At 60.4% G+C, this 23,799-nt stretch carries 23 protein-coding genes; 13 read left to right on the top strand and 10 right to left on the bottom strand.

Annotation, left to right across the window (positions count from 1 at the left end; translation table 11 throughout):
• Positions 1 to 235: 235 nt before the first annotated feature.
• From IEY47_RS14865 to IEY47_RS14855, 3 genes are read left to right on the top strand one after another with little or no spacing between them, the layout of a single operon-like run.
• Positions 236 to 1,258, top strand: a complete 1,023-nt coding sequence (locus IEY47_RS14865) for an aminoglycoside phosphotransferase family protein (RefSeq protein ID WP_188984051.1) — start codon at positions 236 to 238, stop codon at positions 1,256 to 1,258.
• Entirely contained in the window at positions 1,255 to 1,923 is a 669-nt protein-coding gene (gene murU, locus IEY47_RS14860) for an N-acetylmuramate alpha-1-phosphate uridylyltransferase MurU (protein WP_188984050.1), read from the top strand. Before IEY47_RS14865 ends, murU begins: the two co-directional genes overlap by 4 nt.
• Complete coding sequence (locus IEY47_RS14855; RefSeq protein WP_188984049.1) at positions 1,920 to 2,684, top strand: DnaJ domain-containing protein; 765 nt, start codon at positions 1,920 to 1,922, stop codon at positions 2,682 to 2,684. Before murU ends, IEY47_RS14855 begins: the two co-directional genes overlap by 4 nt.
• Positions 2,685 to 2,791: 107 nt before the next feature.
• Here the strand turns inward: IEY47_RS14855 and IEY47_RS14850 are convergent, their stop codons facing one another.
• Entirely contained in the window at positions 2,792 to 3,745 is a 954-nt protein-coding gene (locus IEY47_RS14850) for a DUF3530 family protein (protein ID WP_188984048.1), read from the bottom strand.
• 259 nt (positions 3,746 to 4,004) lie between these two features.
• Here IEY47_RS14850 and rpe point away from each other — a divergent pair, with 259 nt between their 5' ends.
• From rpe to trpE, 3 genes are all read left to right on the top strand, one after another.
• Positions 4,005 to 4,679 carry a ribulose-phosphate 3-epimerase gene (gene rpe / locus IEY47_RS14845; RefSeq protein ID WP_188984047.1) on the top strand — a complete coding sequence of 225 codons (675 nt, stop codon included), beginning with the start codon at positions 4,005 to 4,007 and terminating at the stop codon, positions 4,677 to 4,679.
• On the top strand, positions 4,676 to 5,362 hold the full coding sequence (locus tag IEY47_RS14840) for a phosphoglycolate phosphatase (RefSeq protein WP_188984046.1): 687 nt from the start codon (positions 4,676 to 4,678) through the stop codon (positions 5,360 to 5,362). Before rpe ends, IEY47_RS14840 begins: the two co-directional genes overlap by 4 nt.
• 212 nt (positions 5,363 to 5,574) lie before the next feature.
• Positions 5,575 to 7,059 (top strand): anthranilate synthase component I, encoded by a 1,485-nt coding sequence (trpE, locus tag IEY47_RS14835; protein ID WP_188984045.1) that lies wholly within the window; start codon positions 5,575 to 5,577, stop codon positions 7,057 to 7,059.
• A gap of 243 nt (positions 7,060 to 7,302) precedes the next feature.
• On the opposite strand, the gene IEY47_RS14830 is transcribed toward trpE, so the two are convergent.
• The 5 genes from IEY47_RS14830 to IEY47_RS14810 are packed head-to-tail and all read right to left on the bottom strand — an operon-like array spanning position 7,303 to position 13,469.
• Complete coding sequence (locus IEY47_RS14830) at positions 7,303 to 9,033, bottom strand: acetyl/propionyl/methylcrotonyl-CoA carboxylase subunit alpha (RefSeq protein WP_188984044.1); 1,731 nt, start codon at positions 9,031 to 9,033, stop codon at positions 7,303 to 7,305.
• The gene (locus IEY47_RS14825; RefSeq protein ID WP_188984043.1) at positions 9,030 to 10,637 is read right to left on the bottom strand and encodes a 5-oxoprolinase subunit B/C family protein; all 1,608 of its coding nucleotides are present in this window, start codon (positions 10,635 to 10,637) and stop codon (positions 9,030 to 9,032) included. The genes IEY47_RS14830 and IEY47_RS14825 overlap by 4 nt, the downstream gene beginning before the upstream one ends.
• A gap of 10 nt (positions 10,638 to 10,647) precedes the next feature.
• A complete protein-coding gene (locus IEY47_RS14820) occupies positions 10,648 to 11,454 on the bottom strand; it encodes a putative hydro-lyase (protein ID WP_188984042.1) in 807 nt (268 codons plus the stop codon).
• Positions 11,451 to 12,221: a LamB/YcsF family protein gene (locus IEY47_RS14815; RefSeq protein ID WP_188984041.1), complete on the bottom strand. Its 771-nt coding sequence runs from the start codon at positions 12,219 to 12,221 to the stop codon at positions 11,451 to 11,453. The genes IEY47_RS14820 and IEY47_RS14815 overlap by 4 nt, the downstream gene beginning before the upstream one ends.
• Positions 12,222 to 12,236: 15 nt before the next feature.
• A complete protein-coding gene (locus IEY47_RS14810) occupies positions 12,237 to 13,469 on the bottom strand; it encodes an NRAMP family divalent metal transporter (protein ID WP_188984040.1) in 1,233 nt (410 codons plus the stop codon).
• Positions 13,470 to 13,731: 262 nt separating this feature from the next.
• Between IEY47_RS14810 and IEY47_RS14805 the strand changes: the two genes are divergently transcribed.
• The 4 genes from IEY47_RS14805 to trpC all read left to right on the top strand — a co-directional run bounded on the left by IEY47_RS14805 (position 13,732) and on the right by trpC (position 17,076).
• Positions 13,732 to 14,394 (top strand): GntR family transcriptional regulator, encoded by a 663-nt coding sequence (locus tag IEY47_RS14805; protein WP_188984039.1) that lies wholly within the window; start codon positions 13,732 to 13,734, stop codon positions 14,392 to 14,394.
• A gap of 242 nt (positions 14,395 to 14,636) precedes the next feature.
• Positions 14,637 to 15,230 (top strand): aminodeoxychorismate/anthranilate synthase component II, encoded by a 594-nt coding sequence (locus IEY47_RS14800; protein ID WP_188984038.1) that lies wholly within the window; start codon positions 14,637 to 14,639, stop codon positions 15,228 to 15,230.
• Entirely contained in the window at positions 15,227 to 16,273 is a 1,047-nt protein-coding gene (gene trpD / locus IEY47_RS14795; protein ID WP_188984037.1) for an anthranilate phosphoribosyltransferase, read from the top strand. Before IEY47_RS14800 ends, trpD begins: the two co-directional genes overlap by 4 nt.
• Positions 16,270 to 17,076 (top strand): indole-3-glycerol phosphate synthase TrpC, encoded by an 807-nt coding sequence (gene trpC / locus IEY47_RS14790; protein WP_188984036.1) that lies wholly within the window; start codon positions 16,270 to 16,272, stop codon positions 17,074 to 17,076. Before trpD ends, trpC begins: the two co-directional genes overlap by 4 nt.
• Before the next feature lie 67 nt (positions 17,077 to 17,143).
• On the opposite strand, the gene crp is transcribed toward trpC, so the two are convergent.
• On the bottom strand, positions 17,144 to 17,788 hold the full coding sequence (gene crp, locus IEY47_RS14785) for a cAMP-activated global transcriptional regulator CRP (RefSeq protein ID WP_188984035.1): 645 nt from the start codon (positions 17,786 to 17,788) through the stop codon (positions 17,144 to 17,146).
• Between the two features lie 224 nt (positions 17,789 to 18,012).
• Here crp and IEY47_RS14780 point away from each other — a divergent pair, with 224 nt between their 5' ends.
• A complete protein-coding gene (locus IEY47_RS14780; RefSeq protein ID WP_188984034.1) occupies positions 18,013 to 18,435 on the top strand; it encodes an OsmC family protein in 423 nt (140 codons plus the stop codon).
• A 114-nt stretch (positions 18,436 to 18,549) separates the two neighbouring features.
• On the opposite strand, the gene coq7 is transcribed toward IEY47_RS14780, so the two are convergent.
• Entirely contained in the window at positions 18,550 to 19,197 is a 648-nt protein-coding gene (gene coq7 / locus IEY47_RS14775; RefSeq protein WP_188984033.1) for a 2-polyprenyl-3-methyl-6-methoxy-1,4-benzoquinone monooxygenase, read from the bottom strand.
• 185 nt (positions 19,198 to 19,382) lie between these two features.
• On the opposite strand from coq7, the gene erpA reads away from it, so the two are divergent.
• Positions 19,383 to 19,733, top strand: a complete 351-nt coding sequence (erpA, locus tag IEY47_RS14770) for an iron-sulfur cluster insertion protein ErpA (RefSeq protein ID WP_188984032.1) — start codon at positions 19,383 to 19,385, stop codon at positions 19,731 to 19,733.
• A gap of 37 nt (positions 19,734 to 19,770) precedes the next feature.
• Here the strand turns inward: erpA and IEY47_RS14765 are convergent, their stop codons facing one another.
• Entirely contained in the window at positions 19,771 to 20,862 is a 1,092-nt protein-coding gene (locus IEY47_RS14765) for an anhydro-N-acetylmuramic acid kinase (protein ID WP_188984031.1), read from the bottom strand.
• Entirely contained in the window at positions 20,859 to 22,295 is a 1,437-nt protein-coding gene (locus IEY47_RS14760; protein WP_188984030.1) for a peptidoglycan DD-metalloendopeptidase family protein, read from the bottom strand. The genes IEY47_RS14765 and IEY47_RS14760 overlap by 4 nt, the downstream gene beginning before the upstream one ends.
• A gap of 168 nt (positions 22,296 to 22,463) precedes the next feature.
• Here IEY47_RS14760 and tyrS point away from each other — a divergent pair, with 168 nt between their 5' ends.
• Positions 22,464 to 23,669 (top strand): tyrosine--tRNA ligase, encoded by a 1,206-nt coding sequence (tyrS, locus tag IEY47_RS14755; RefSeq protein WP_188984029.1) that lies wholly within the window; start codon positions 22,464 to 22,466, stop codon positions 23,667 to 23,669.
• Positions 23,670 to 23,799: the final 130 nt, after the last annotated feature.

Genomic DNA, 23,799 nt, shown 5'->3' with positions numbered 1-23,799 from the left:
CATAAAGCATGACCTGCGCAACGGCTAGGTTCTCGAGAAAAACAGCTATTGCGGCCTTTCTCCCAGGGTGCCGGGCGCGCAACTCATGCCTGCCAGCGGCCTGCGTCCACGGGGTAGGCGCTGGATTTCAGCGTATTCCTTCAATACCGGGCGTCGAGCGCCTTCCGTTCCGGGGGGCGCATCGCCTACGCTGGCGCCTTCAATTGCGCCTCGTGTCGGTGGAGACCTTCGAGCAATGACTCAGGATGTACGTTTGCAGCAGCTTCAGACCTGGCTCTCAGCACGTTTGCCAGCGTTGCTGGACCAACTCGGCTGGCCCGCAGGGCAGGATGTCGAGCTGTCCTCGGCCAGTAGCGATGCCAGCTTCCGCCGTTACTTTCGCTGGCGTAGCGGCGAAAACAGCCTGGTGGTGATGGATGCCCCGCCGCCGCAGGAAAACTGCGAGCCTTTCGTCCGCCTGGCTTCGGTGCTCGCCGCCGCGGGATTGAACGTGCCAATCGTGCATGTCGCCGATTTGGAAAAAGGTTTTTTGATCCTCAGCGATCTGGGCACCCAGACGTACCTCGATGTCATCGACGAGGCCAATGCCGACGTCTTGTTCGATCGGGCGATCGATGCGCTGATCGCCCTGCAATCGCGGGGCGACGTCAGCGGTTTGCCCGCCTACGATGACGCGCTGCTGCGCCGCGAGCTTCAACTGTTTCCCGATTGGTACCTCGCCCGGCATCTGAACGTCGAGTTGAACGCCGAGCAGGCGCGACAGTGGGCCTCGACGTGCGAGCTGCTGGTTGCCAACGCACTCGAGCAACCGCGCGTATTGGTGCATCGCGACTACATGCCACGGAATTTGATGGTGTCCTCGCCGAACCCCGGTGTGCTGGATTTCCAGGATGCCGTGCAGGGGCCCGTCACCTACGACATCACCTGTCTCTTTAAGGACGCGTTTCTGAGTTGGCCGGAGGCGCGGGTCGACGGCTGGCTTCGGCGCTATTGGGAGCGGGCGGGTCGCGCCGGGATTCCCGTAGGCAGCGACGTCGATGCGTTCTTGCGTGCGAGCGACCTCATGGGCGTCCAGCGTCATTTGAAGGTCATCGGTATTTTTTCGCGAATCTGCCATCGCGACGGCAAACCTCGTTACTTGGCGGACGTGCCGCGCTTCTTCGCCTATATCCAGGCGGTAATCCAGCGACGCCCAGAGCTCGAGGCGTTAAGCGAACTGCTGGCGAGCTTGCCGAGCGAGCCAGGGGCGCCTGCATGAAAGCCATGATTCTGGCGGCCGGGAAGGGCGAGCGGTTGCGCCCGTTGACCTTGCATACGCCCAAGCCCTTGGTGCGGGTCGGTGACAAGCCCCTGATCGAGTATCACCTGGACGCGCTCGTGGCCGCTGGGATTACCGATATCGTCATTAACCATGCGTGGCTCGGTGAGCAAATAGTGGCGCACTTGGGCGACGGACAGCGCTTTGGCGCGCGCATCCAGTATTCCGCCGAAGGCGAGCCGCTCGAGACGGGCGGCGGCATCTTTCGGGCGCTGCCGTTGCTGGGAGAGGAACCGTTTCTGCTGGTGAACGGCGATATCTGGACGGACTATGACGTTGGTAGGGTGCGGCTTGCAGAGGGTGATCTCGCTCACCTCGTGCTGGTCGACAACCCCGCTCACCATCCTGCCGGAGATTTTGCGTTGCGGCAGGGGCGTATAGTCGATGCGGGCGAAGGACGGCTGACCTACAGCGGCATTTCGGTGCTGCACCCTGATCTGTTCGCCGGGTGCGCGCCGGGTGCTTTCAAACTGGCGCCGTTGTTGCGCGCGGCGATGGCAACCGGGCGCGTTGGCGGAGAGCTTCTGCGCGGGCGTTGGGTCGACGTCGGTACGCATGAGCGTCTGGCGGAGGTCGACGCGCTGTTGGCGAGCGCGTCCTCGTGATCTGGCCCGGCACCATCGCAGGCACCCTCTTGGGGTACGCCGCGGCCGACATCCCTGGTGCCTTATTGGGTGCACTGCTGGGGCAGGTGCTGGATCGCCGCCTGAAACTCCAGTCGCTTGCCGATATTCGTGCGCGGCTCTGGCAGCCGGTCGATCGCGACGTCCTGCTCTTCAGCATGCTGGGTCGGCTCGCCAAGCGGGATGGCGTCGTCCGCGATGCGCATATTCGTCAGGCGCGCGCGGAGATGAATTTGCTGGGCTTCGACAGCGTGAAGCAGCGCAAGGCGATCGACGCGTTCAGTCGCGGCAAGACCGAAGAGCTCAAGCTTCACGTGCCGCTGGGGCGCTTGAAGCGCGACCGGGAGGGGGCGGCCAAGATGCTCGCGGCTTGTTGGCGCATGGCGAATACGGAGCGGCGCGCATCGGCAGGCTCGCGCGAGCTGATCTTCCTATGGGGCAAATGGATGGGCTGGTCCGCGGCCGAGGTCGAGTCCCTCGGCATGGCCCGTCGTGCAAAACCGACACCGCCAGCCCTCGGCGAACAAGCGCGATACGCTGAAGCCATGCGTGTGCTGGGCGTGAGCCGGGATACGCCGCCGGAGGCCGTCAAGAAAGCCTATCGCCGACTGCTAAGCGTCAATCACCCGGACAAGCTGGCGGGGCAGGGTGCGGGTGCTGACAAGATACGCGAAGCGACGGAGAAGACGCGGGTGGTGCAGCAGGCGTATCAGCTCGTGCGGCAGGTGCGTAATTTTCGCTGATTGCCTCTATTTTGTAGGGCGGGTGGAACCCGCGTAGGTCATACGCAAAACCGCGGGTTTCACCCGCCCTACAAGGTCTCGAGGACGTGCGAGAGTTTGAAGCCGTGCTATTGGCGTTCCAGCCAGCCTCTGATCCTGCGGGCGATTTGCGTCTGTGCAGTGTCGCGATCGCTCGAAAGTCCATCCAGACGCATTTGCTGGTAGTTCGGATGCTTCAGTCGCTTGCTCGCCTGTAGGCGTTTTTCCGCAAGCGCGCGGTCATCCGGAGCCGTACTCGTCACCATATCAGCCACGCCCGCTTTGAGCCCCGGGGCCAGGGATTCCAGGTCTGGACTGAAACCTGCGGGCACGGCGGCATCGACCAACACCACATGCCGTAGGGCATCTGGCGCCTGCTCGCTGGCGAAGCGCGCGGCCCAGTAGGCACCCGTGCCGTTGCCGATCAGCACCACGTCTGCGGGTTGTGTTTTGGTGGCTTCGTCCACTGCGGCCTGAATCCGGGACAGCACACGTTTGGCGTGAGCATCCTGGCGCTCGCTGTCCGTAGTCTCCGGCGTGGCCTGCGGTGCGTCTGCTGCGGGGGCTTCTTCGACGGGTGTCTCGGGCTTTTCCGCTGACGGCGTTTGCTCGGAAGACAGGGGGGATGGCGCCGTGCCGATCGTGTAGCCCGACAGCGTATCGAGGGCGTCGGGCAAGGTGAGGCTAAGCGTTTGCCAGCTTGCATCGGGAAGCGATCGCCGTAACGGGCCGACGACGCGTGGCCAGTCTGCCGTCTCGTTGGTGCCCGGAATGATGATCGCGGTGCCTTTCACCGTATCGCGATTCGCCGGTAGCCAAAGCGCTAGGAAGGATGCGCCATCCGCTTCCAGCATGCGCTGTTGCTCCGTCGGAAGCCGCGCCGCCAATGCAGCCGCTTCTTGCTCGCTGCGCTCTGGAAGTGCCGCGCGTAATGGCACATCCGCAGGCTTTTCGGCGCCAGGTGACTCGGGAGGGGAGGTTTGCGCGAACACGGTAGCGCTTGCGAGCAGCAGTACGAAGAGTGAGCGGGAGACAACGGGCATGGTAAGCATCCTTGATAAGCGCTCTAAGGGTAGAACGCCTTGCGCTGATTGGTGAAGTAGAGCGATCTACCCGAAAGCGCAGCCTTTTAATTGCAAAATAGGGTGTGTCTCTGCATCGCGAGCATCGCCCGCTCCCACGAACGACGCGCGGCAGTGGGATTTAGGTAACCGGTACGACGGAATCCGTGCCCGTCTCGGCGTCCGCAGCTGGAGCGGGTACAATGCGCGCCTTTCTCGTGAATGCCCCAGCAGGTCCACCATGCAGCCTTTCGCCATCGCCCCGTCGATCCTGTCCGCTGATTTCGCTCGTTTGGGTGAGGAGGTTGACGCGGTACTCGCCGCGGGTGCCGATATCGTCCACTTCGACGTCATGGATAACCACTACGTACCCAACCTGACGATTGGCCCAATGGTCTGCTCGGCGTTGCGCAAGTACGGGATCACGGCGCCGATCGACGTGCACCTGATGGTCAAGCCGGTGGATCGCATCATTGGTGATTTCCTGGAGGCGGGTGCCAGCTACATCACGTTTCACCCGGAAGCCTCGGAGCATATCGATCGCTCGTTGCAACTGATCCGTGATGGCGGCGCCAAAGCGGGGTTGGTCTTCAATCCGGCGACGCCGTTGGACGTGCTGAAGTACGTCATGGATAAGGTGGACATGATCCTGCTGATGAGCGTTAACCCCGGTTTCGGTGGGCAGAAATTCATTCCCGGGACGCTCGACAAGCTGCGCGAAGCGCGTGGGCTGATCGAGGCCAGCGGCCGCGACATTCGTTTGGAAATCGACGGTGGCGTCAACGTGAAGAACATCCGCGAAATCGCCGAAGCGGGCGCCGATACCTTCGTGGCCGGCTCAGCCATCTACAGTCAGCCGGATTACAAGGCCGTCATCGACGCCATGCGTGCCGAACTGGCGAATGTCCGTCCATGAACGGCCTCGAAACGCTGTTCCCCGGGCGCTTGCCGAAGCTGGTGATGTTCGATCTCGACGGCACGCTGGTGGATTCGGTCCCTGATCTGGCAGCCGCGGTCGACAAGATGCTGATGCTCCTCGGGCGCGAGCCGGCCGGCATTGCGCACGTTCGCGAATGGATTGGCAATGGCGCGCCGGTATTGGTGCGCCGTGCCTTGGCGGGGCAGCTCGATCATGCGTCAATCGACGACGAGCAAGCCGATCACGCGCTCGCACTTTTTATGAAGGCTTATGCCGAAAGCCACGCACACACGCAGGTCTATCCGGGCGTGCACGCGACGCTCGATTGGTTGAAGGCGCGCGGTGTGCGCATGGCGGTGGTCACCAATAAACCGGAGCAGTTCGTCGCGCCGCTGTTGGACGAGAAAGGGCTCGGTCATTATTTCGACTGGCTGATTGGCGGCGACACGCTGCCGCAGAAGAAGCCTGATCCCACCGCACTGCTGCATGTGATGGCACAGGCGGAGGTTGCGAAAGACGACGCGCTGTTCGTAGGCGATTCGCGTAACGATATTGGCGCGGCGCGTGCCGCCGGTGTGCGCTGTGTAGGGCTGACCTATGGGTATAACCACGGGCAGCCGATCGAGGCTGAAAACCCCGATCTGGTGTTGGATGACCTTCGCGGTTTGTTGCCCGGTTGATCGGCCCTGTCGGCTGCGCTACCGTGACGACCTCCCTGTCCCGCCTGACGAGAGTGTCCCCGTGGTGGTCGCCTGCAAACTCTGGATGAAAGTCATCAAGGCCTTGGCCCGTTGGCGCTGGCGCGCCTGACATCTTCTTGCCGGTGCAGCCGGCCCGTTTGCATATCGATCCATTTCCCGCGAGCGCGATCGGCGCTCACCACGAGGTTCCCATGACGCGCGAAGACTTCCAGCAGTTGGCCGAGCAAGGCTACAACCGTATTCCCCTGGCGTTCGAAACGCTGGCCGATTTCGACACCCCGTTATCCCTCTATCTCAAACTGGCCGACGCGCCGAATTCCTACCTGCTCGAGTCCGTGCAGGGCGGCGAGAAATGGGGGCGCTACTCCATCATTGGTTTGCCATGCCGCACGGTGATGCGCGTGCACGGGTATCAGGTGCGCGTGACCGAAGGCGATCGTGAGCTCGAGTCGCTCGAGGTCGAAGACCCGCTGGCATTCGTCGAGGCGTTCAAGGCGCGCTACCGGGTGCCGGTGTTGTCGACGCTACCGAAATTCGATGGCGGTCTGGTGGGCTTCTTCGGTTATGACTGCGTGCGTTATGTCGAAAAGCGGCTTGGCCAATCGCCGAATCCGGATCCGTTGGGTACGCCGGATATCCTGCTGATGGTGTCGGATGAGGTCGTCGTCTTCGACAACCTCGCCGGCAAGCTGCACTGCATCGTGCTGGTCGATCCTGCCGAGGCGGATGCCTACGAAAAAGGACTGGCACGGCTAACGGCATTGCGCGAAAAAATTCGCCAGCCAATCGCGCCGCGTCTGGGGCTGGACTTCAGCCGAATGGGACAAGCAGCGGAGCCGGCGTTTCGCTCCAGTTATAGTCGCGAGGATTACGAGCACGCGGTCGATCGGATCAAGCAATACATCCTGGCGGGGGATTGCATGCAGGTCGTGCCGTCCCAGCGCATGACCATCGATTTCAAAGCGGCGCCCATCGATCTCTATCGTGCGCTGCGTTGCTTCAACCCGACGCCCTATATGTATTTCTTCAACTTTGGCGACTTCCACGTAGTGGGCAGCTCGCCTGAGGTGTTGGTACGTGTAGAGGACGGCTTGGTCACCGTTCGGCCCATTGCCGGTACGCGGCCACGTGGCGCGACCGAAGAGGCGGATCTTGAGCTGGAGAAGGACCTGCTGTCCGATGCCAAGGAAATTGCCGAGCACCTGATGCTTATCGACCTCGGTCGTAACGACGTCGGGCGCGTGTCGGGCGTGGGCTCGGTCAAGCTGACCGAGAAGATGGTGATCGAGCGCTATTCCAACGTCATGCACATCGTCTCCAACGTCACCGGTCAGCTGGATCCGAGCATGAGTGCGATGGACGCACTGCGCGCCATTCTCCCGGCGGGCACGTTGTCCGGCGCGCCGAAGATTCGGGCAATGGAAATCATCGACGAGCTGGAGCCGGTCAAGCGCGGCATCTATGGCGGCGCGGTCGGCTATCTAGGCTGGAACGGTAACATGGACACGGCCATCGCGATCCGTACCGCCGTGATCAAGGATGGCGAACTGCACGTCCAGGCCGGTGGAGGCATCGTGGCCGACTCCGTGCCTGCGCTGGAGTGGGAAGAAACGCTGAACAAGCGCCGTGCGATGTTCCGGGCAGTGGCGCTGGCGGAAGGTAGTGTCGAGTCTTGACGGCGACGGATGCACATTCTGAAGGTGCTGCAGGGCTCGCGGTAAACGGTGGAAGCCCTTCGGGATTCCACCCTACGGTGTTGTAGGGGCGACTTCAGTCGCCGTGGCGCCACGACGCGAGTCTTCACGAACCCACCTAGCCGTAGGGGCGACTTTAGTCGCGAAGGCGACTGGAAGTCGCCCCTACAGACCCTTGGGCCATTCAGACATCCGCGGTGTAATCCGCCCTACATCTCTACGACGCTAGTTCTTCTCCAAACGCCCCAACACTGCCCCTGCCTCAAAGTATCCGCCTGGCTCCTGAGCGATCGACAGTCGGCCTGCGTGCGGCGCCGTTACAGACGTTTCCATCTTCATCGCTTCCATGATCGCCACGACCTGACCCGCCTTGACGGTGGCACCGTCTTCCACTGTCCAGGTGTGCAGGTTGCCAGCGACAGGCGCGCGAAGCGCCTGTTCGTCGACAGCTTCAGCGGATGCTTCCCCTGATCCAGCAGCCGGCGCTGCAACGCTCAAGCCTTGTAGCAATGCGCTCGGCAATCCAAGTGCATGGCGTTTGCCATCGATCTCCACGAAGGTGCGCAATACGCCGACATCGGCAGTGTTATCGCTGCGAGGCGCGATCTGAATCTGTTCAGCGAAGACCGTCTCGATCCAGCGCGTATGCACCGCGAAACCTTCACCGGTGAAGTCAGCGTGATCCATGACCGCGCGATGGAATGGCAGCACCGTAGCGATGCCATCGATCTCGAATTCTGCCAATGCGCGGCGTGCGCGCGCGATTGCCTGTTCACGAGTGGCGCCAGTGACGATCAGCTTGGCAATCATCGAATCGAAGGTGCCCGGCACGCGCGACCCGGCTTCGACACCGGTATCCAAGCGTATCCCCGGCCCTGAAGGCGGTTGGAAACGGTCGATCGGCCCCGGCGTTGGCAGGAAGCCGCGACCGGCGTCTTCCGCGTTGATTCGAAACTCGAAGCTATGCCCGCGCGGCGTCGGTGTGTCATGGAAGGAGAGGGGGAGCCCGTCAGCAACGCGCAGCTGCTCGATGACAAGATCGATGCCGCTGGTCTCTTCGGTGACCGGATGCTCGACCTGAAGGCGCGTATTCACTTCGAGGAAGGACAGCGTGCCGTCGGCGCTGAGCAGAAACTCGACCGTGCCCGCGCCGACATAGCCGGCTTCAGCGCAAATGTCCCGAGCCGAGTCATGGATGCGTTGGCGTAAGACTTCGTCCAGGAATGGCGCAGGGGCTTCCTCGACGAGCTTCTGGTTACGCCGTTGCAGCGAGCAGTCCCGAGTGCCGACAACCACGACACGGCCGTGGCGATCGGCAATGACCTGGGCCTCGATATGGCGAGGCTTGTCGAGGAAGCGCTCCACGAAACACTCGCCCCGACCGAATGCCGTGACCGCTTCGCGAACGGCAGATTCGTAAAGTTCGGCCACCTCATCCATTCGCCACGCCACCTTCAGTCCACGGCCGCCGCCGCCAAAGGCAGCTTTGATGGCGATGGGCAACCCGTGTTCTTCGGCGAACGCGAGCACTTCGGCGGCACCGCCGACCGGGTTTTCGGTACCTGCCACGAGCGGTGCGCCGACGCGCAGAGCAATCCGGCGTGCCTCGACCTTGTCACCCAGCGCGTCGATGGTCGCTGGGTCTGGGCCGATCCAGGTCAGGCCGGCGTCGATCACCGCGCGGGCGAAGTCGGCGCGTTCGGAGAGAAACCCGTAGCCCGGATGCACGGCGTCCGCATCTGCGCGGCGGGCGACGTCCAGCAATTTTGCGATATCGAGATAGGTGTCCGCAGGGCGCTCACCCTTCAGTGCGTAGGCTTCGTCCGCATGGCGCACATGCAGCGCTTCGAAATCGGCGTCCGCATAGACGGCGACGGACGTGACGCCGTAATCACGACAGGCGCGGGCGATGCGGACTGCGATCTCGCCGCGGTTGGCGATCAGGACTTTTTTCATGGTGTGTGCGTGGCCTCGTCGGGGGGAGTGGGGCGCAGTTCCTCGAACGTCCCCAGAGGGTTGAAACGAATACGAGCGTTGACCGGAATCTGGCCGGCCAGGTCGAGATGATGGCTGGCGACTGCGCCGATCACGGGGTAGCCGCCGGTGAGGGGGTGGTCGGCCAGGAACAGGACCGGCTGGCCGCTGGGCGGTACCTGGATGGCGCCCACGGCGGTCCCTTCGCTCGGCAGCTCGCCTGATATCTCGCGGGCCAACGGCGTATCGCCAGCGAGCCGTATGCCAACACGGTTAGATTGTGGCGTGACACGCCATGTCTGTTCGGCCAGGCAGGCGAGTGCTTCGGGGGTGAACCAATCGCTGCGGGGGCCCATGACCACGTCCAGTGTAACGACATCGTCCGCACGGGGCATATCGAAGGCGGGCGTTTCGTCGAGCGCGACGGCGTGGCCTGCGATCTTTGTATGTACGCCCAGGCGGTCGCCAATGGCGAGCGGTTTGGGGCCGACCTGCGCCAGCGTATCGGTGGACAAACTGCCGAGCACGGGTGCGACCGCGAAGCCGCCGCGGACGGCCACGTAGCTACGCAGCCCGGCTGGAGGGGTTCCCAGGGTCACCTGGTCGCCGTCTTCCAGTTGGATCGGCTGGTAATGACATGGCTTCAAGCGGCGGCCGCTGGAGGAGGTGACTTCGATCGGCGCCAACGCACCGGTGACCGCGATGACCACCGGGCCATCGGCTACGAAGGACAACCCGCCCATGAGCACTTCCAAACAGGCACTGGCCGGGTCGTTGCCCACCACGCGATTAGCCGCACGTACCGCGCCGCGATCGAGCGCCCCGGAGGTGGATACGCCTTGGCCCGCTTGCCCGGGGCGGCCGAGATCCTGTAGCAGCGTCTGCAGGCCGGTCGCGCGTATGCCCAAGGCATGCAGGGTATCGGGCGCGGGTGCGTCGGGCGCTTCTGCGTGGGGCGGTAAGCCGCCTTCGGGCAACGGGCCGGCATCCTTGAAGCGGACGCGGTAGCCGGGCTTGAGAAGGGCCGGTTCCGCGCGGGTGAGATCCCACATGCGTAGCGGGGTCACGCCGAGAATCTGCCATCCGCCGGGACTGGCTTGCGGGTAGACCGCACTGAAGCCGCCCGCCAGTGCGACGGCGCCAGCCGGTACACGGGTGCGGGGCGTGCTTCGGCGGGGCACTTCGAAGCCTGCGCCGCCGCTGAGGTAAGCGAAGCCCGGCGCGAAGCCGCAAAACGCGGCACTGTACTCACTGCCCGTATGGCGGCGAATGACCTCATCCACGCTGATGCCTAGATGTGCAGCCACGTCGGCAAGGTCCTCGCCGTTGTAGTGCACGGGAATCTCCACCACCTTGCCGGCTTGACGACCGTCCCCGTTCAGGGAGCGCGACGCGATCTGATCGACCAAAGCCTCAGCCGTGACGGCGCTGGGACGGTATTGCACCAGCAGCGTCCGCGCCGCCGGTACGATCTCCTCGACGCCAGCGATGGGGGCGTTCTGCAGGGAGTCGAAAAGCGCCAGTGTTTCATCCAGATCCGCCAGCTCCACCAGCAGCGCATCCAGGTTGACTGGAAGAAAACGCAAGGGGCTTCTCCTATACGTGGTACGTGCTGTCGGGCACGTCGGTGATGAACATGTGCCCTGGGGAGTGCGTGATGGCGAATGGCACCCCGGACGCCATGACCGCCGCCTGGGGTGTCACGCCGCAAGCCCAGAACACGGGAATTTCGCCTGGTTCGATACGCACAGCCTCGCCGAAATCAGGCTTGGCGAGATCGGTAATCCCGATCTGCAAGGGTTCGCCGACGTGAACGGGCGCGCCATGCACGGCAGGGTAGCGACCGGTGATGGTCGCGGCTTCGGCCACCCGGTCCGCGGGGATCGGTCGCATGGAGACAACCATCTCGCCATGCAGGCGCCCGGCTGGACGGCAGGCGCGATTGGTTCGGTACATGGGCACGTTGCCGCCGTCGGTGATGTGGCGTACATCGATGTCGGCTTCCAGCAACCCGGTTTCGAAGGTGAAGCTGCAGCCAATGAGGAAGGTCACCATGTCCGGATGCTCTGCCCAGGCGCCGCGGGCGTCGCTGACTTCCTCGGCGAGCTTGCCGTTACGCCAGATGCGGTAGAGCGGCAGGTCTGTGCGCAAATCAGCGCCTTCTGCCATGGGCGTCACGAAGCTGCCGGCATCGGTGACATCGAGCACGGGGCATGCCTGCGGATTGCGCTGGGCGTAGAGAAGAAAGTCGTACGCCCAGTCGCGGGGCAGGGCAATCAGATTCGCCTGGGTCATGCCCGGCGCGATGCCCGCCGAGGGCGCGACCAGTCCATTACGGTAACACGTGCGCGCTTCGCGAGCGGCTGTGATGGCCGCCTGGCGAGCGATCTGCAGGGCATTCATGCGCGAATCTCCGTAAAGGCCTTTGGCATTACACCGGCGTTTTCCAGGTGCTGACGCAGCGCGCGGGCCATTTCGACCGCGCCAGGACTGTCGCCGTGCACGCAAATGGAGTCGGCTTCGATGCGCGCCAGGCTACCGTCGATGGCTTCGATCACACCTTCGCGGACCAGACGCAGCATGCGTTCGCCTACCTGGGTTGCGTCATGCAGGACGGCGCCTGGCAGCTTGCGGGATACCAGCGTGCCTTCGGGCGTGTACGCGCGGTCGGCGAACGCCTCGGCCACGCAGGTCAATCCGGCCTCCCGCGCCCAGCCGATCAAGGGCGACCCGGCCAGGCATACCAGTACGAGGCTGCTGTCGAGGGCTTTTAGTGCTTCGATGACCGCCTGGGCTTGGCGCCGGTCATGGGCGATCGTGTTGTAGAGCGCACCATGGGGTTTGACGTAGGTGACGCGTGCGCCGGCGCTTTGAGCCAACGCTTGCAGGGCGCCGATCTGGTAGATCACATCGGCCGTGAGTTCGTCGTCGGCGATATCCAGGTTGCGCCGGCCGAAACCCACGAGGTCGGGATAGGCGACGTGCGCGCCGATGGCGACGCCTTTGGCGGCGGCGGCTTTCACCGTACGCAGGATGCCTGCGGGGTCGCCGGCGTGAAAGCCACAGGCGACGTTGGCACTGGTGACGACGTCCAGCATTGCGGCGTCGTCACCCATACGCCATTGGCCGAAGCTCTCGCCCAGGTCACTGTTCAGGTCGATGTTAGGCATGATGGTGTTCCTTGATCAGGCGGCGTTGAGGAAGGCGAAGACCGGGCCGACGGACATGACCGCCATGTACCAGGACAGCAGGCAGGTCAGGGCGCCAAGCACCAGTAGCCAACGTGGGTAATGGTAGCCACCCATGAGATCCGACCGACGCCAGCCGACGTACATGAAGATGCTCAGACCGATCGGCAGGATCAGGCCGTTGAACCCGCCTGCGAATACCAGAAGCGCGGCAGGAGGCGTCCCAAGGGACAAGTACACGCTCAGGGAAACCAGTATGAAGAGGACGGTGGCAAGGTTGCGCCCACGTTCGGTAATGCCTTTGGCGAAGACGGTGATGAAAGACATGGAGGTGTACGCAGCGCCGATTACGCTGGTGATCGCGGCGGCCCAGAAGACCAGTCCGAACACCCGCAGACCGAGTTCGCCTGCAGTTGCCTGGAAGGCTTGTGCAGCAGGATTTGCGGTACGGCTGGACACGTCGATGACCACTCCGCTGGCGACGACGCCCAGGATGGCGAGGAACAGCACGTAGCGCATGATCCCTGTCATCACAATGCCGCTGAGCGCTGCGCGGGTGACTGCGCCGAGGTTTTCTTCGCCGACGGTGCCTTTGTCCAGAAGGCGATGGGCGCCGGAGTAAGTGATGTAGCCGCCCACCGTGCCGCCGACGATGGTGGTGATGGCTGCAAAGCTCAGCGTTTCGGGCATCACAGTCTGGCGCAGCGCTTCACCAACCGGCGGGTTGGAGGCGATGGCCACGAACGCCGTCAACACGATCATGAGAAGGCCAAGCACCACGATGATCCGGTCGAGCGCCAGCCCTGCACGGCGCGACATGAAGATGCCAATGGCAACCAGCGCACTGAGACCTCCCCCCCATTTCGGGTCGAGGCCCATCAGTGCATTGAGCCCTAAGCCTGCGCCCGCGATGTTGCCCACGTTGAAGACCAAGCCCCCGAACATCACCAGGAACGCGAGTAGGTAGCCACTTCCGGGGATGGCGGCGTTGGCAATGTCCGAAGCGCGCATGCGGGTCAAGGTTACGATCCGCCAGACGTTCAGCTGGACAACGAAATCGATCAGGATCGATGCCAGAATGCCGAACGCGAACGCCGCACCGAGCGTGGTGGTGAACGTTGCAGTCTGGGTGATGAAGCCAGGGCCGATAGCGGACGTGGCCATGAGGAAGATCGCGGCGATCAATGATGAGCGGCGATCCTTGGCGAAATCGTTAGCGGGTTGGGTCACGGCGCAGATACCTGTGAGGGATTGTTTTTATTGTTTACGCAACGCGCGTGCCATCGCTGGCCAGTCGCGCTATTTCGTTGGTCTTACAAAGCTTTATTGTTCAACAATTCAATTTATATGGTTCTCTTTCATGCACCGTATTGTTACGCAAATACTCAGGTGTGCTACCTATTGGTGCGTCCATGCGGTTCGGCTTGCCTAAATGTCACCCCTCACGGAATATCGAGCGCCTTACCTGTAAGCCCCATCGCCAAGGATTTTTGTGAAGACTGAGCTGCCTGATCATGTTCGTACCCTCGGGGAGATCGTCACCGAAGAAATCCGTCGCAAGTTGGTCGATGGCGAACTCGTGCCGGGGCAGCGTCTTTCCGAGGCGGCTCTAGCGGAGAGCTTGAAGATTTCTCGCAATACGTTGCGCGAGGCGTTTCGGGTCCTGACGCAGGAAGGCCTGCTCAAGCACGAGCCGAATAGAGGCGTGTTCGTCTCGGTACCGGATATGGGCTCGATCATCGACATCTACCGCGTGCGACGGTTTATCGAGTGCCAGGCGCTGGCGCAGGCCTATCCGCGGCATCCCGGTACGCGCCGTATGCGCGAAGCGGTGGAGACCGCGCAGCGTGCGCGGGAAGTCGAGGATTGGGTAAGCGTGGGGACCGCGAACATGGCTTTCCACAGCGCAATCGTCGAACTCGCGGACAGTCCGCGCCTTTCGACCTTTTACGCGCACATCTCCGCGGAGTTGCGATTGGCGTTTGGCGTGCTGAAGGACCCTGAATTCCTTCATGCGCCTTACATCGACATGAACGCGTCCATCGTTCACCACCTAGAGGAGGGCCGTACGGACGAAGCAACCGTGGCACTGGAGACGTATCTGGTGCAATCCGAACGGACCGTTCTGGCGGCTTATGGACGCCGTGGCGGGTGAGCGCGGGAGGTTGCACGGCCGCGGCGGCTGGGCTACTGTGCGGCCAGAACCACGCGAGACTTCCCCGTGACATCGAGCAGCTCCCTTCTAATGAGCATCCTCAAGGCGCACGCCCGTTGGCGCTGGCGCGCCTAACGTCCCCTGCCGGTCTACCCGGCCCGCCTTGTCAATCGGCTACACCCCTTTCTTCCCCGGTGTTGCCGAGCCACAGAACGATGCAGTCCATTCGAAGGTGACTCACCATGCTGCTGATGATCGATAACTACGATTCTTTTACCTATAACGTCGTCCAGTACCTGGGCGAACTTGGCGCTGACGTTCGCGTGATCCGTAATGACGAAATGACGATCGAACAGATCGAGGCGCTGGCGCCTGAGCGTATCGTCGTGTCCCCGGGGCCTTGCACGCCCAATGAAGCGGGTGTCTCGCTGGATGTCATCCGCCATTTCGCTGGCCGGCTGCCAGTGCTTGGTGTGTGCCTGGGACACCAAAGCATTGGGCAGGCGTTTGGTGGTGAGGTCGTGCGGGCGCGCCAGGTGATGCATGGCAAAACCAGTCCTGTCTTCCATCTCGATCAGGGCGTGTTCGCCGGCTTGAACAATCCACTCACGGTAACGCGTTATCACTCCCTCGTCGTGAAGCGCGAAACACTGCCAGAGTGCCTGGAAGTCACCGCCTGGACGTCGCTTGAAGATGGCAGCATCGACGAAATCATGGGGGTGCGTCATAAGACGTTGAATGTCGAGGGGGTGCAGTTCCATCCCGAATCCATCCTCACGGAACAGGGGCATGAGCTCTTCGCTAATTTCCTAAAGCAGCAAGGAGGCGTGCGGTGAATATTAAGGACGCGTTGAATCGAATCGTCGCGCAGCTGGATCTGACGACCGATGAAATGAAAGACGTCATGCGCGAGATCATGACCGGGCAATGCACCGACGCGCAGATCGGTGCGTTCCTCATGGGTATGCGCATGAAGAGCGAAACCATCGATGAAATCGTTGGTGCGGCAGTGGTCATGCGTGAACTCGCCTCGCCTGTACGCATTCCTGTCGAGCAGTTGGTCGACACCTGTGGAACGGGTGGCGACGGGATGAACATCTTCAACGTTTCGACGGCGGCTGCGTTCGTCGTCGCCGCCGCGGGCGGGAAGGTGGCCAAGCACGGAAACCGTGCCGTGTCGGGCAAGAGCGGTAGCGCTGATTTGCTGGAGTCGGCTGGCATTTATCTCAACCTCACCCCAGAACAGGTGGCACGGTGCGTCGAAGGCGTTGGCGTCGGCTTCATGTTTGCCCCTGCGCACCACGGCGCGATGAAGTATGCGATTGGCCCGCGGCGCGAGCTGGGGTTGCGCACGGTCTTCAACATGCTTGGGCCAATGACCAACCCGGCCGGTGTGCAGCATCAAGTGATCGGCGTATTCAGTCACGCTCTGTGCCGCCCGATGGCCGAAGTGTTAGCGCGTCTGGGTAGCAAGCACGTCCTCGTGGTGCATGCTCAGGATGGCCTCGATGAAATCAGCCTAGCGGCGCCTACGCATGTGGCCGAGCTGAAGAACGGCCGTGTTACCGTGTACCGCATCCAGCCCGAGGACTTCGGTATCAAGAGCCAGAGCCTGATTGGTCTGAGTGTGGAAGATTCAGCCGCTTCTCTTGAGTTGATCAAGGATGCGTTGGGGCGTCGGAAGACTGAAAACGGGCAAAAAGCGGCAGAGATGATCGTGCTTAATGCGGGGGCTGCACTCTATGCGTCTGATCAAGCTAACACGCTGGCGAATGGAATCGAGCTAGCCCACGATGCGCTGCACACCGGCCTTGCCTGGGAGAAGCTGCAAGAGCTTGTCGCGTTTACCGCCGTATGCCGACTGGAGAATGAAGCGTGAGCTTACCAACCGTCCTCGAGAAGATTCTTGCCCGTAAGGCAGAAGAAGTTGCCGAATGCCGCGCGCGCATAAGTCTTGCGGAACAGGAAACGCTGGCCCACCACGCGCCGCCTGTGCGGGGATTCGCCGCTTCGCTCATGGGGCAAGCGTCGCGTCAGCTGCCTGCCGTTATCGCCGAGATCAAGAAGGCGTCGCCTAGTAAGGGTGTTATTCGCGAGTCGTTCGACCCCGCCGAAATCGCGCGGAGCTACGAAGCGGGCGGCGCGAGTTGTCTTTCTGTTCTGACGGACGTGGATTTCTTCCAGGGCGCTGATGACTATCTTCGAGCTGCGCGTGCCGCGTGCTCGCTGCCTGTGATCCGTAAGGATTTCATGATTGATCCGTATCAGGTGGTCGAGGCAAGGGCAATCGGCGCCGATTGCATTTTGTTGATCGTCTCGGCCTTGGACGATGGCCAGATGTCGGAGCTGGCGGCTACGGCAAAACAGGTCGGACTCGACGTACTAGTGGAGGTCCATGACGGGGTCGAGCTCGACAGGGCGCTACGCGTGTTGGATACCCCGTTGGTGGGCATCAACAATCGTAACCTGCATACGTTTGAGGTTAGCCTCGACACGACGCTCGAGCTTTTGGACCGGATTCCTTCGGATAAGCTCGTCATCACCGAAAGTGGCATTCTTGACCGTGTGGCGGTCGAGCTGATGCAGTCGCGAGGCGTGCACTCGTTTTTGGTCGGTGAAGCATTCATGCGTGCCGCTTCTCCTGGCGATGAGCTGCGCCGCTTGTTTTTCCCCCACGCTTGACCCTGAGGTGTCCCGCATAAAAAAGGCCGTGCTTCTTTCGAAGCACGGCCTTTTTTGCCGTTTTACGTCAACGCGTGCCGAAGACCACCATCGTCTTGCCTTTGACGTGGACGAGCCCTTGCTCTTCGAGGCTTTTCAGTACGCGGCCAACCATCTCACGAGAGCAACCAACGATGCGGCCGATTTCCTGGCGGGTTACTTTAATTTGCATGCCGTCCGGGTGCGTCATGGCGTCCGGCTGCTTGCACAGGTCTAGGAGCGTGCGCGCTACTCGGCCAGTCACATCGAGGAATGCAAGATCGCCCACTTTGCGCGTGGTACGGCGCAGGCGGTCTGCCATTTGGCTACCAAGGGTGAATAGAATTTCCTGATCGTGCTGGGCAAGTTCGCGAAATTTAGCGTAGCTGATTTCAGCGACTTCGCATTCGACCTTGGCGCGCACCCAGGCGCTACGCTCATGCTCACGGCCTTCGACGTCAAACAGCCCCATTTCTCCGAAATAATCACCCGCATTGAGGTAGCCGATGATCATCTCGCGGCCGTCGTCATCCTCGATGAGAATTGTCACCGATCCTTTGATGATGAAGAACAGCGTTTCACAACGATCGCCCGCATAGATGATCGTGCTTTTCGCCGTATAGCGACGGCGATGGCAGTGAGCGAGCAACTTGTCGGAGATCTTGATTCGAGGAGGGAGTTTTAAAGCTTCCATGCTGCGTACCTATGTTGACTAAAGGGTTGACCATCTAGGTCGTTACGCTTCCTGAGCAAAGAGTGTGCCTTGATGATCGGCAACTGGCCACAGTCTTCACCCAGCTATCGCGCCATTTGTGCGTTGAATAGCAAATTCGAATACGGCGACGAAACCAATCACCCAAAGGCTAAGGGGTTCGCTGTGCTACGCTGGAGACCTTTTATTCCACGCGGGGAGTTGCGATGAAGGCGCGGATTCAATGGGCGGGTGAGGCATTGTTTATTGGTGAGTCGGGCAGTGGCCACGCCGTCGTGATGGACGGGCCGCCGGAAAATGGCGGACGAAACCTGGGGATCCGGCCGATGGAAATGGTGCTTATCGGATTAGGCGGATGCAGCAACTTCGATGTCGTCAGTATCCTGCGTAAAGCCAGGCAGCCGATAGACAGCTGTGAAGTGTTCCTGGACGCTGACCGTGCGGATCAGGAGCCAAAGGTTTTCACGCGTATTCATCTGCATTTCGTCGTGAAAGGACGTGGCCTCAAGGAGGCCCAGGTCAAGCGTGCAGTCGAGTTATCGGCGGACAAGTATTGCTCGGCTTCGATCATGCTCGGCAGGGCGGGCGTCGAGATCACCCATGACTACGAGATCGTTGAGTTGACGTAATCGGCGCGACAGCGAGCACGCTTCGCTAGCGTGCTCGAGTGCGTTCGAGCCTAATGAAGGACACTCGTCCGCACAACATCGGCAAGGCGCACACTTTGCGCGGCGTTCGCGTGACTAGATTCGGTAGGTAGTTTTCGTCATGACCTTGGAGAGAAGCGTCATGCCGAATTTGATTGGGCGCGGGAATACGTGTCCGCCGGCGTGGAGAGCATTGCTGGCATGCGCGGCTTCATCCTTGCGCATTTGTTCCAATATCGCTCGGCTCTTGCGGTCCGTTGCAGGGATGTCACTCAAGTGCTCGTCCAGGTGCTTGACCACTTGCTCTTCGGTCGCAGCGACAAAACCAAGGCTCACGCGATCGCTGACCAGCCCTGCCAAGGCTCCGATCCCGAACGACAATCCGTAGAACGCGGGATTGAGCACGCTCGTATGGCTGCTGAGTTCGCGGATTCGTTGTTCGCACCAAGCAAGGTGATCGATCTCTTCTTCGGCGGCTTCTTCCATGGCGCTACGAATAGCCGGCAGCTTCGCGGTCAATGCCTGTCCTTGATATAGGGCTTGGGCGCAAACTTCGCCGGTATGATTGATCCGCATGAGCCCTGCTACGTGTCTAGCTTCTGCTGCATCGAGTGGCGCGCTGTCTTCCAACGTAGCAGGCGACATTCGACTGGCTTGGCCGTTGAACGGAAGCAGCGTTCGCAAGGCGGTATCAGCCTGGAGGAGCAGACGGTCAGCAGTGGAATAGTGTCGCTGGTTACTCATATCTGCCTCGCTTCGATAATGTATCAGACAGATTGCACCAGACTCATGCCTTGCAAGCAAATGGCCGTGCTCTGCGCATGAGTAGACTTTTGCGGTCGTCGATCAATAGTTGACCAGTTTGGTAGGTCAAGCCGATAATGGCGCGCTGAAATACGGCCAACGGCGCGCGCCGGGAGATCTATCAAATGTCCATCGAAACCTTCACTCCCACGCCCCTGCAGTTCACGGTGGGTGCGGCTAGCAAGGTCAAGAATCTTATTGATGAGGAAGGCAATCCTCGTTTGAAGCTCCGCGTGTTCGTGACCGGCGGCGGCTGCTCGGGTTTTCAATACGGATTTACGTTTGACGAAGATCTCGCAGATGACGATACGATTATCGAGCGCGAAGGTGTCAGCCTGGTCGTCGATCCGATGAGCTTCCAATACCTAGCGGGTGCTGAAGTTGATTACCAAGAGGGGCTGGAAGGCTCTCGCTTCGTCATCAGGAATCCGAACGCTGCCACTACGTGCGGCTGTGGTCAGTCTTTCTCGATCTAAGCCAGCCTCGCTGGCTGTTGGCGTGAGGATGGTTCGGTTACGCCGGATGGATCGCGCCGAGCACTCTTAAGCCGTTTGCCCCGGTGACGCTGGGGCGGTTGCCTGGAATGCCTTCAAGGCAACAGTGCGCTAGCCAAGCAAAGGCCATTGCCTCGACCCAGTCGCCTGGTACCCCTTCCGCTTCTGTCGTCGTCACCCGAACGTCTGCCAGCAACGCTTGCAAACGTTGCATCAATGCGACGTTTCGAGCACCCCCACCGCAGACGAGTAAATCATCTGTATGGCTCTGTGCGGCTTTAAGCGAATCGCAAATGCTTCGAGCCGTCAGCTCCAGCAGCGTGGCCTGGACGTCCGAAGGGGAAACTGCGTCGCAACTGTGCAAATGCTGGTCGAGCCAAGGGAGATTGAACAGCTCTCTCCCGGTACTCTTTGGGCCGCGCCCGCTGAAGAATGGGTCGCAAAGCATTTTCGATAGCAACTGCTCATCTACCTTTCCGCTTGCGGCCCATTGCCCGGATTCGTCGAAGCTGACGCCTTTGTGCTGGTTGATCCAAGCGTCCATCAGCACGTTTCCGGGCCCACAGTCGAAGCCATGAACGTCTTTGGTCTCAAATAGAAGACTCAGATTGCTGAAGCCCCCTACATTGAGCACCGCACGATTTTTACCTTTCTGATAGAAGAGCGCTTCGTGAAAGGCCGGAACCAAAGGTGCCCCTTGACCTCCAGCGGCGACATCTCTACGACGGAAATCTGCGACGACTGTAATGCGGGTCAGCTCGGCGAGCAAAGGGGCATTGCCAATTTGAGCGGTGTACCCCGACCGCGGCTCGTGCCTAATTGTCTGGCCATGGCTGCCAATCGCCCTGACGTCTTGCGGCGCAATTTGATGGGCCTCGAGCAAGTTCAGAATGCCGGCTGCGGAAAGGGTTGCCCACTCGTTCTCCGCGACCGCCGCCCGGGCAATTTCGTTATCGCCCGGCGTACACAATTCGAGCAACCGCTTTCGAAGCTCGGATGGCATCGGCTGGTAGTGTGTCGCGAGAAGGGTTGGCTTTTCAGCCTGCTCGATCAGAGCGATGTCCAGACCATCTAGGCTGGTCCCGGACATCAATCCAATATAGAGCGTCATAGCTTCGGCGCTGTCTCGGTGTTCATCGCGAGCGCAGTGGTACGCTCTTGATCCATCTTCGCCATAAGGGGCGCGCTGAGTTGCAGGAAGCGCTGCTTTTCCTTGCCTGCAATTGGGTCTGCCATGGGCAGCTTCTGGCTAAGAGGGTCGACGTGTACGCCGTTCACCTGGAACTCATAGTGAAGGTGCGGGCCCGTAGATAGGCCTGTCGTGCCGATATAGCCAATGACTTGACCTTGCTTAACGGAGCCTCCGGTTTTCACGCCCTTGGCAAATCCCTGCATATGCGCATATAGCGTGCGGTACCTGTTTCCATGCTGCAGCACGATCGTATTTCCGTAGCCGCCTTTACGACCTGCAAGCACAACTTTGCCGTCTCCTGCTGCTTTGATCGGAGTACCACGCGGCGCCGCATAGTCGACTCCTTTGTGGGCTCTGATCTTGTTCAGGATCGGGTGCTTGCGACCATTGGAAAACCGTGAGCTGATACGTGCGAAGTCCACCGGGGTGCGGATGAACGCCTTGCGCATGCTTTCGCCTTGGGCAGTGTAGTAACTGGCACCGCCTTGCTTGTCGACATAGCGAACTGCGGTATAGGTCTTGCCACGGTTAGTGAACCGTGCGGCGAGGATTTGTCCGGTGCCTACGCGTTTCCCTTCGACGAGCTTGTCCTCGTAAATGACCTCGAATTCATCACCCTTCCGGATGTCCATTGCAAAATCGATGTCATAGGCGAAGACATTGGCAAGGTCGAATGTCATTGAATGAGGGAGGCCTGCGCGGTCGGCAGCCAGGAACAGCGAGCTATCGATTACGCCTCTCGCGTAGCGTTGATGGACGTTCGGTTTAATTTGCTCAGATTCGAACGAGTATCGATCATTCACCAGGCTCAGTTTGATCGTTTCGAGCGGTGAAACCTGCGTACTGAGCGTTGCCAGCTTTCCTTCAGGTGTCAGTGTGAAGTTCAGTGTCTGCCCGACGTTCAATCGGCTGAATTGCTTTGCGCCTTTGCCGCTGTCCAGTACGGCGTGAACGTCTTGGCTGGACAAACCGACTTTTGCAAACAGCGTGGAGAGCGTGTCGCCACTTGCAACGACGATGGCGCGCTCGAATGGGTTAGTGGCCAGTTCCTCCGTAGCAGTCTCTCGCTCTTCTAGCTGCTGAGCCGTTTCGGTGGATTCAGGTTCGTTTATCTGAGCAAAAGGCGATGGTTGCGATTCTTCTTCGTTATCGACTTCTGAGTGCAGGGGGGGCTGCATCGGGCTCGCCTGCGTGGCCGCATCATTCAGGTCGAGATTGAAATACGTTCTCTTCGCTTCTACTTCGCGCGATGGAAATACGAGTAAGGCAAGGCTCAGAAGTGCGGCGACCCCACTGGCTGCCAGCAGGTGGCTCTTCGGGTAGAGCGGAACCTTGTGTCCGGATCGAGTCATGGTCTTGGGGAAGTTTTGCCGAGTAATAACTGTCTAAAATATAATCAAACGTACTTGCAGGCAAGGGCACCACTCAGCTGTGCGGATGGGCGGGCCTAGCACTGTATTTGTAAAACAGCGACGATCTTGTAAGGTTGCGCGCTTTCACATATTCGTCGTGAGTTCGCCATGAAATCGGTAGAAGAGCAACTTGCGCTGATCAAGCGCGGTGCAGATGAGGTTCTGATTGAGTCGGAACTGGTTGAAAAGCTAAAAAGCGGGCGAGCGCTTACGATCAAGGCTGGCTTCGATCCGACGGCGCCGGATCTCCATCTTGGCCATACCGTGCTTATTAATAAGCTTCGGCAATTTCAAGATCTCGGCCATCAGGTGGTTTTCTTGATTGGAGATTTCACCGGGATGATCGGTGATCCGAGTGGTAAGAGCGCGACTCGACCGCCGCTTACGCGCGAGCAGGTGCTCAGCAATGCTGAGACCTATAAAGAGCAGGTTTTTAAAATTCTCGACCCGAGCAAGACGCAGGTGGCTTTTAACTCCGCCTGGCTGAACGATTTGAGTGCGGCAGACTTCGTGCGTCTTGCGTCGAACTACACGGTTGCGCGGATGCTAGAGCGCGATGATTTTCAGAAGCGTTACAGCGCCAATCAGTCGATTGCTATTCACGAGTTCCTATACCCACTGGTTCAGGGGTATGACTCGGTCGCGCTCAAAGCTGACATCGAGCTCGGCGGAACCGATCAGAAATTTAATCTGCTGATGGGGCGGGAGCTACAGCGCGCCTATGGGCAGCCGTCGCAATGTGTGGTCACTATGCCGTTGCTCGAAGGGCTGGACGGCGTGAAGAAGATGTCGAAGTCATTGGGCAACTACGTTGGGATTCAGGAGGCGCCCGGGGTAATGTTCAGCAAACTCGTGTCGCTGCCCGACTCCTTGATGTGGCGTTATTTCGAGCTGCTGAGCTTCCGCTCTCTTGCGGAAATCGAAGAGCTGCGTAGCGACGTTTCGAAGGGCGCAAATCCACGAGATATTAAAATCAAGCTCGCCGAAGAGTTGATTGCTCGTTTTCATGGTGAAGAAGCAGCCGCGACTGCTCATCGCGCGGCGGGTAATCGTATGAAGGATGGCGAGCTGCCGGATGACCTTCCTGAAATAGTCGTTTCAGCCGAGAGCGATATGCCCATCTCCGCATTGCTTAATAAAGCAGGCCTTGTGAAGAACGCGGCCGCTGCTCGAGATCTGCTTGCTGCAGGTAGCGTAAAGGTGGACGGTCAGGCAGTAGATCGGAGCTATATTGTTAAGCTCGGAGCAATACATGTTTTCCAGGCGGGTAAGAAAGCATTCGCCAGGATTTCGCTGCAGCAGAATATTTCTTGAATTCCCTATTGACGGCCTGATTTGAGGGCCTATAATGCGCACCACTTCCGGCGCAGCCTGAACCTGAAAAGCCTTGTAGATCAAGGGTTTAGGTTTAAATTAAAGGTTGCACGGAAGGCGGATTCGAGTA

The sequence above is a fragment of the Pseudomonas matsuisoli genome, assembly GCF_014647635.1.
GTDB lineage: Bacteria > Pseudomonadota > Gammaproteobacteria > Pseudomonadales > Pseudomonadaceae > Pseudomonas_P > Pseudomonas_P matsuisoli.
Note: the sequence above shows the minus strand (reverse complement) of the source record. Positions and strands in the feature narration are given on the sequence as shown.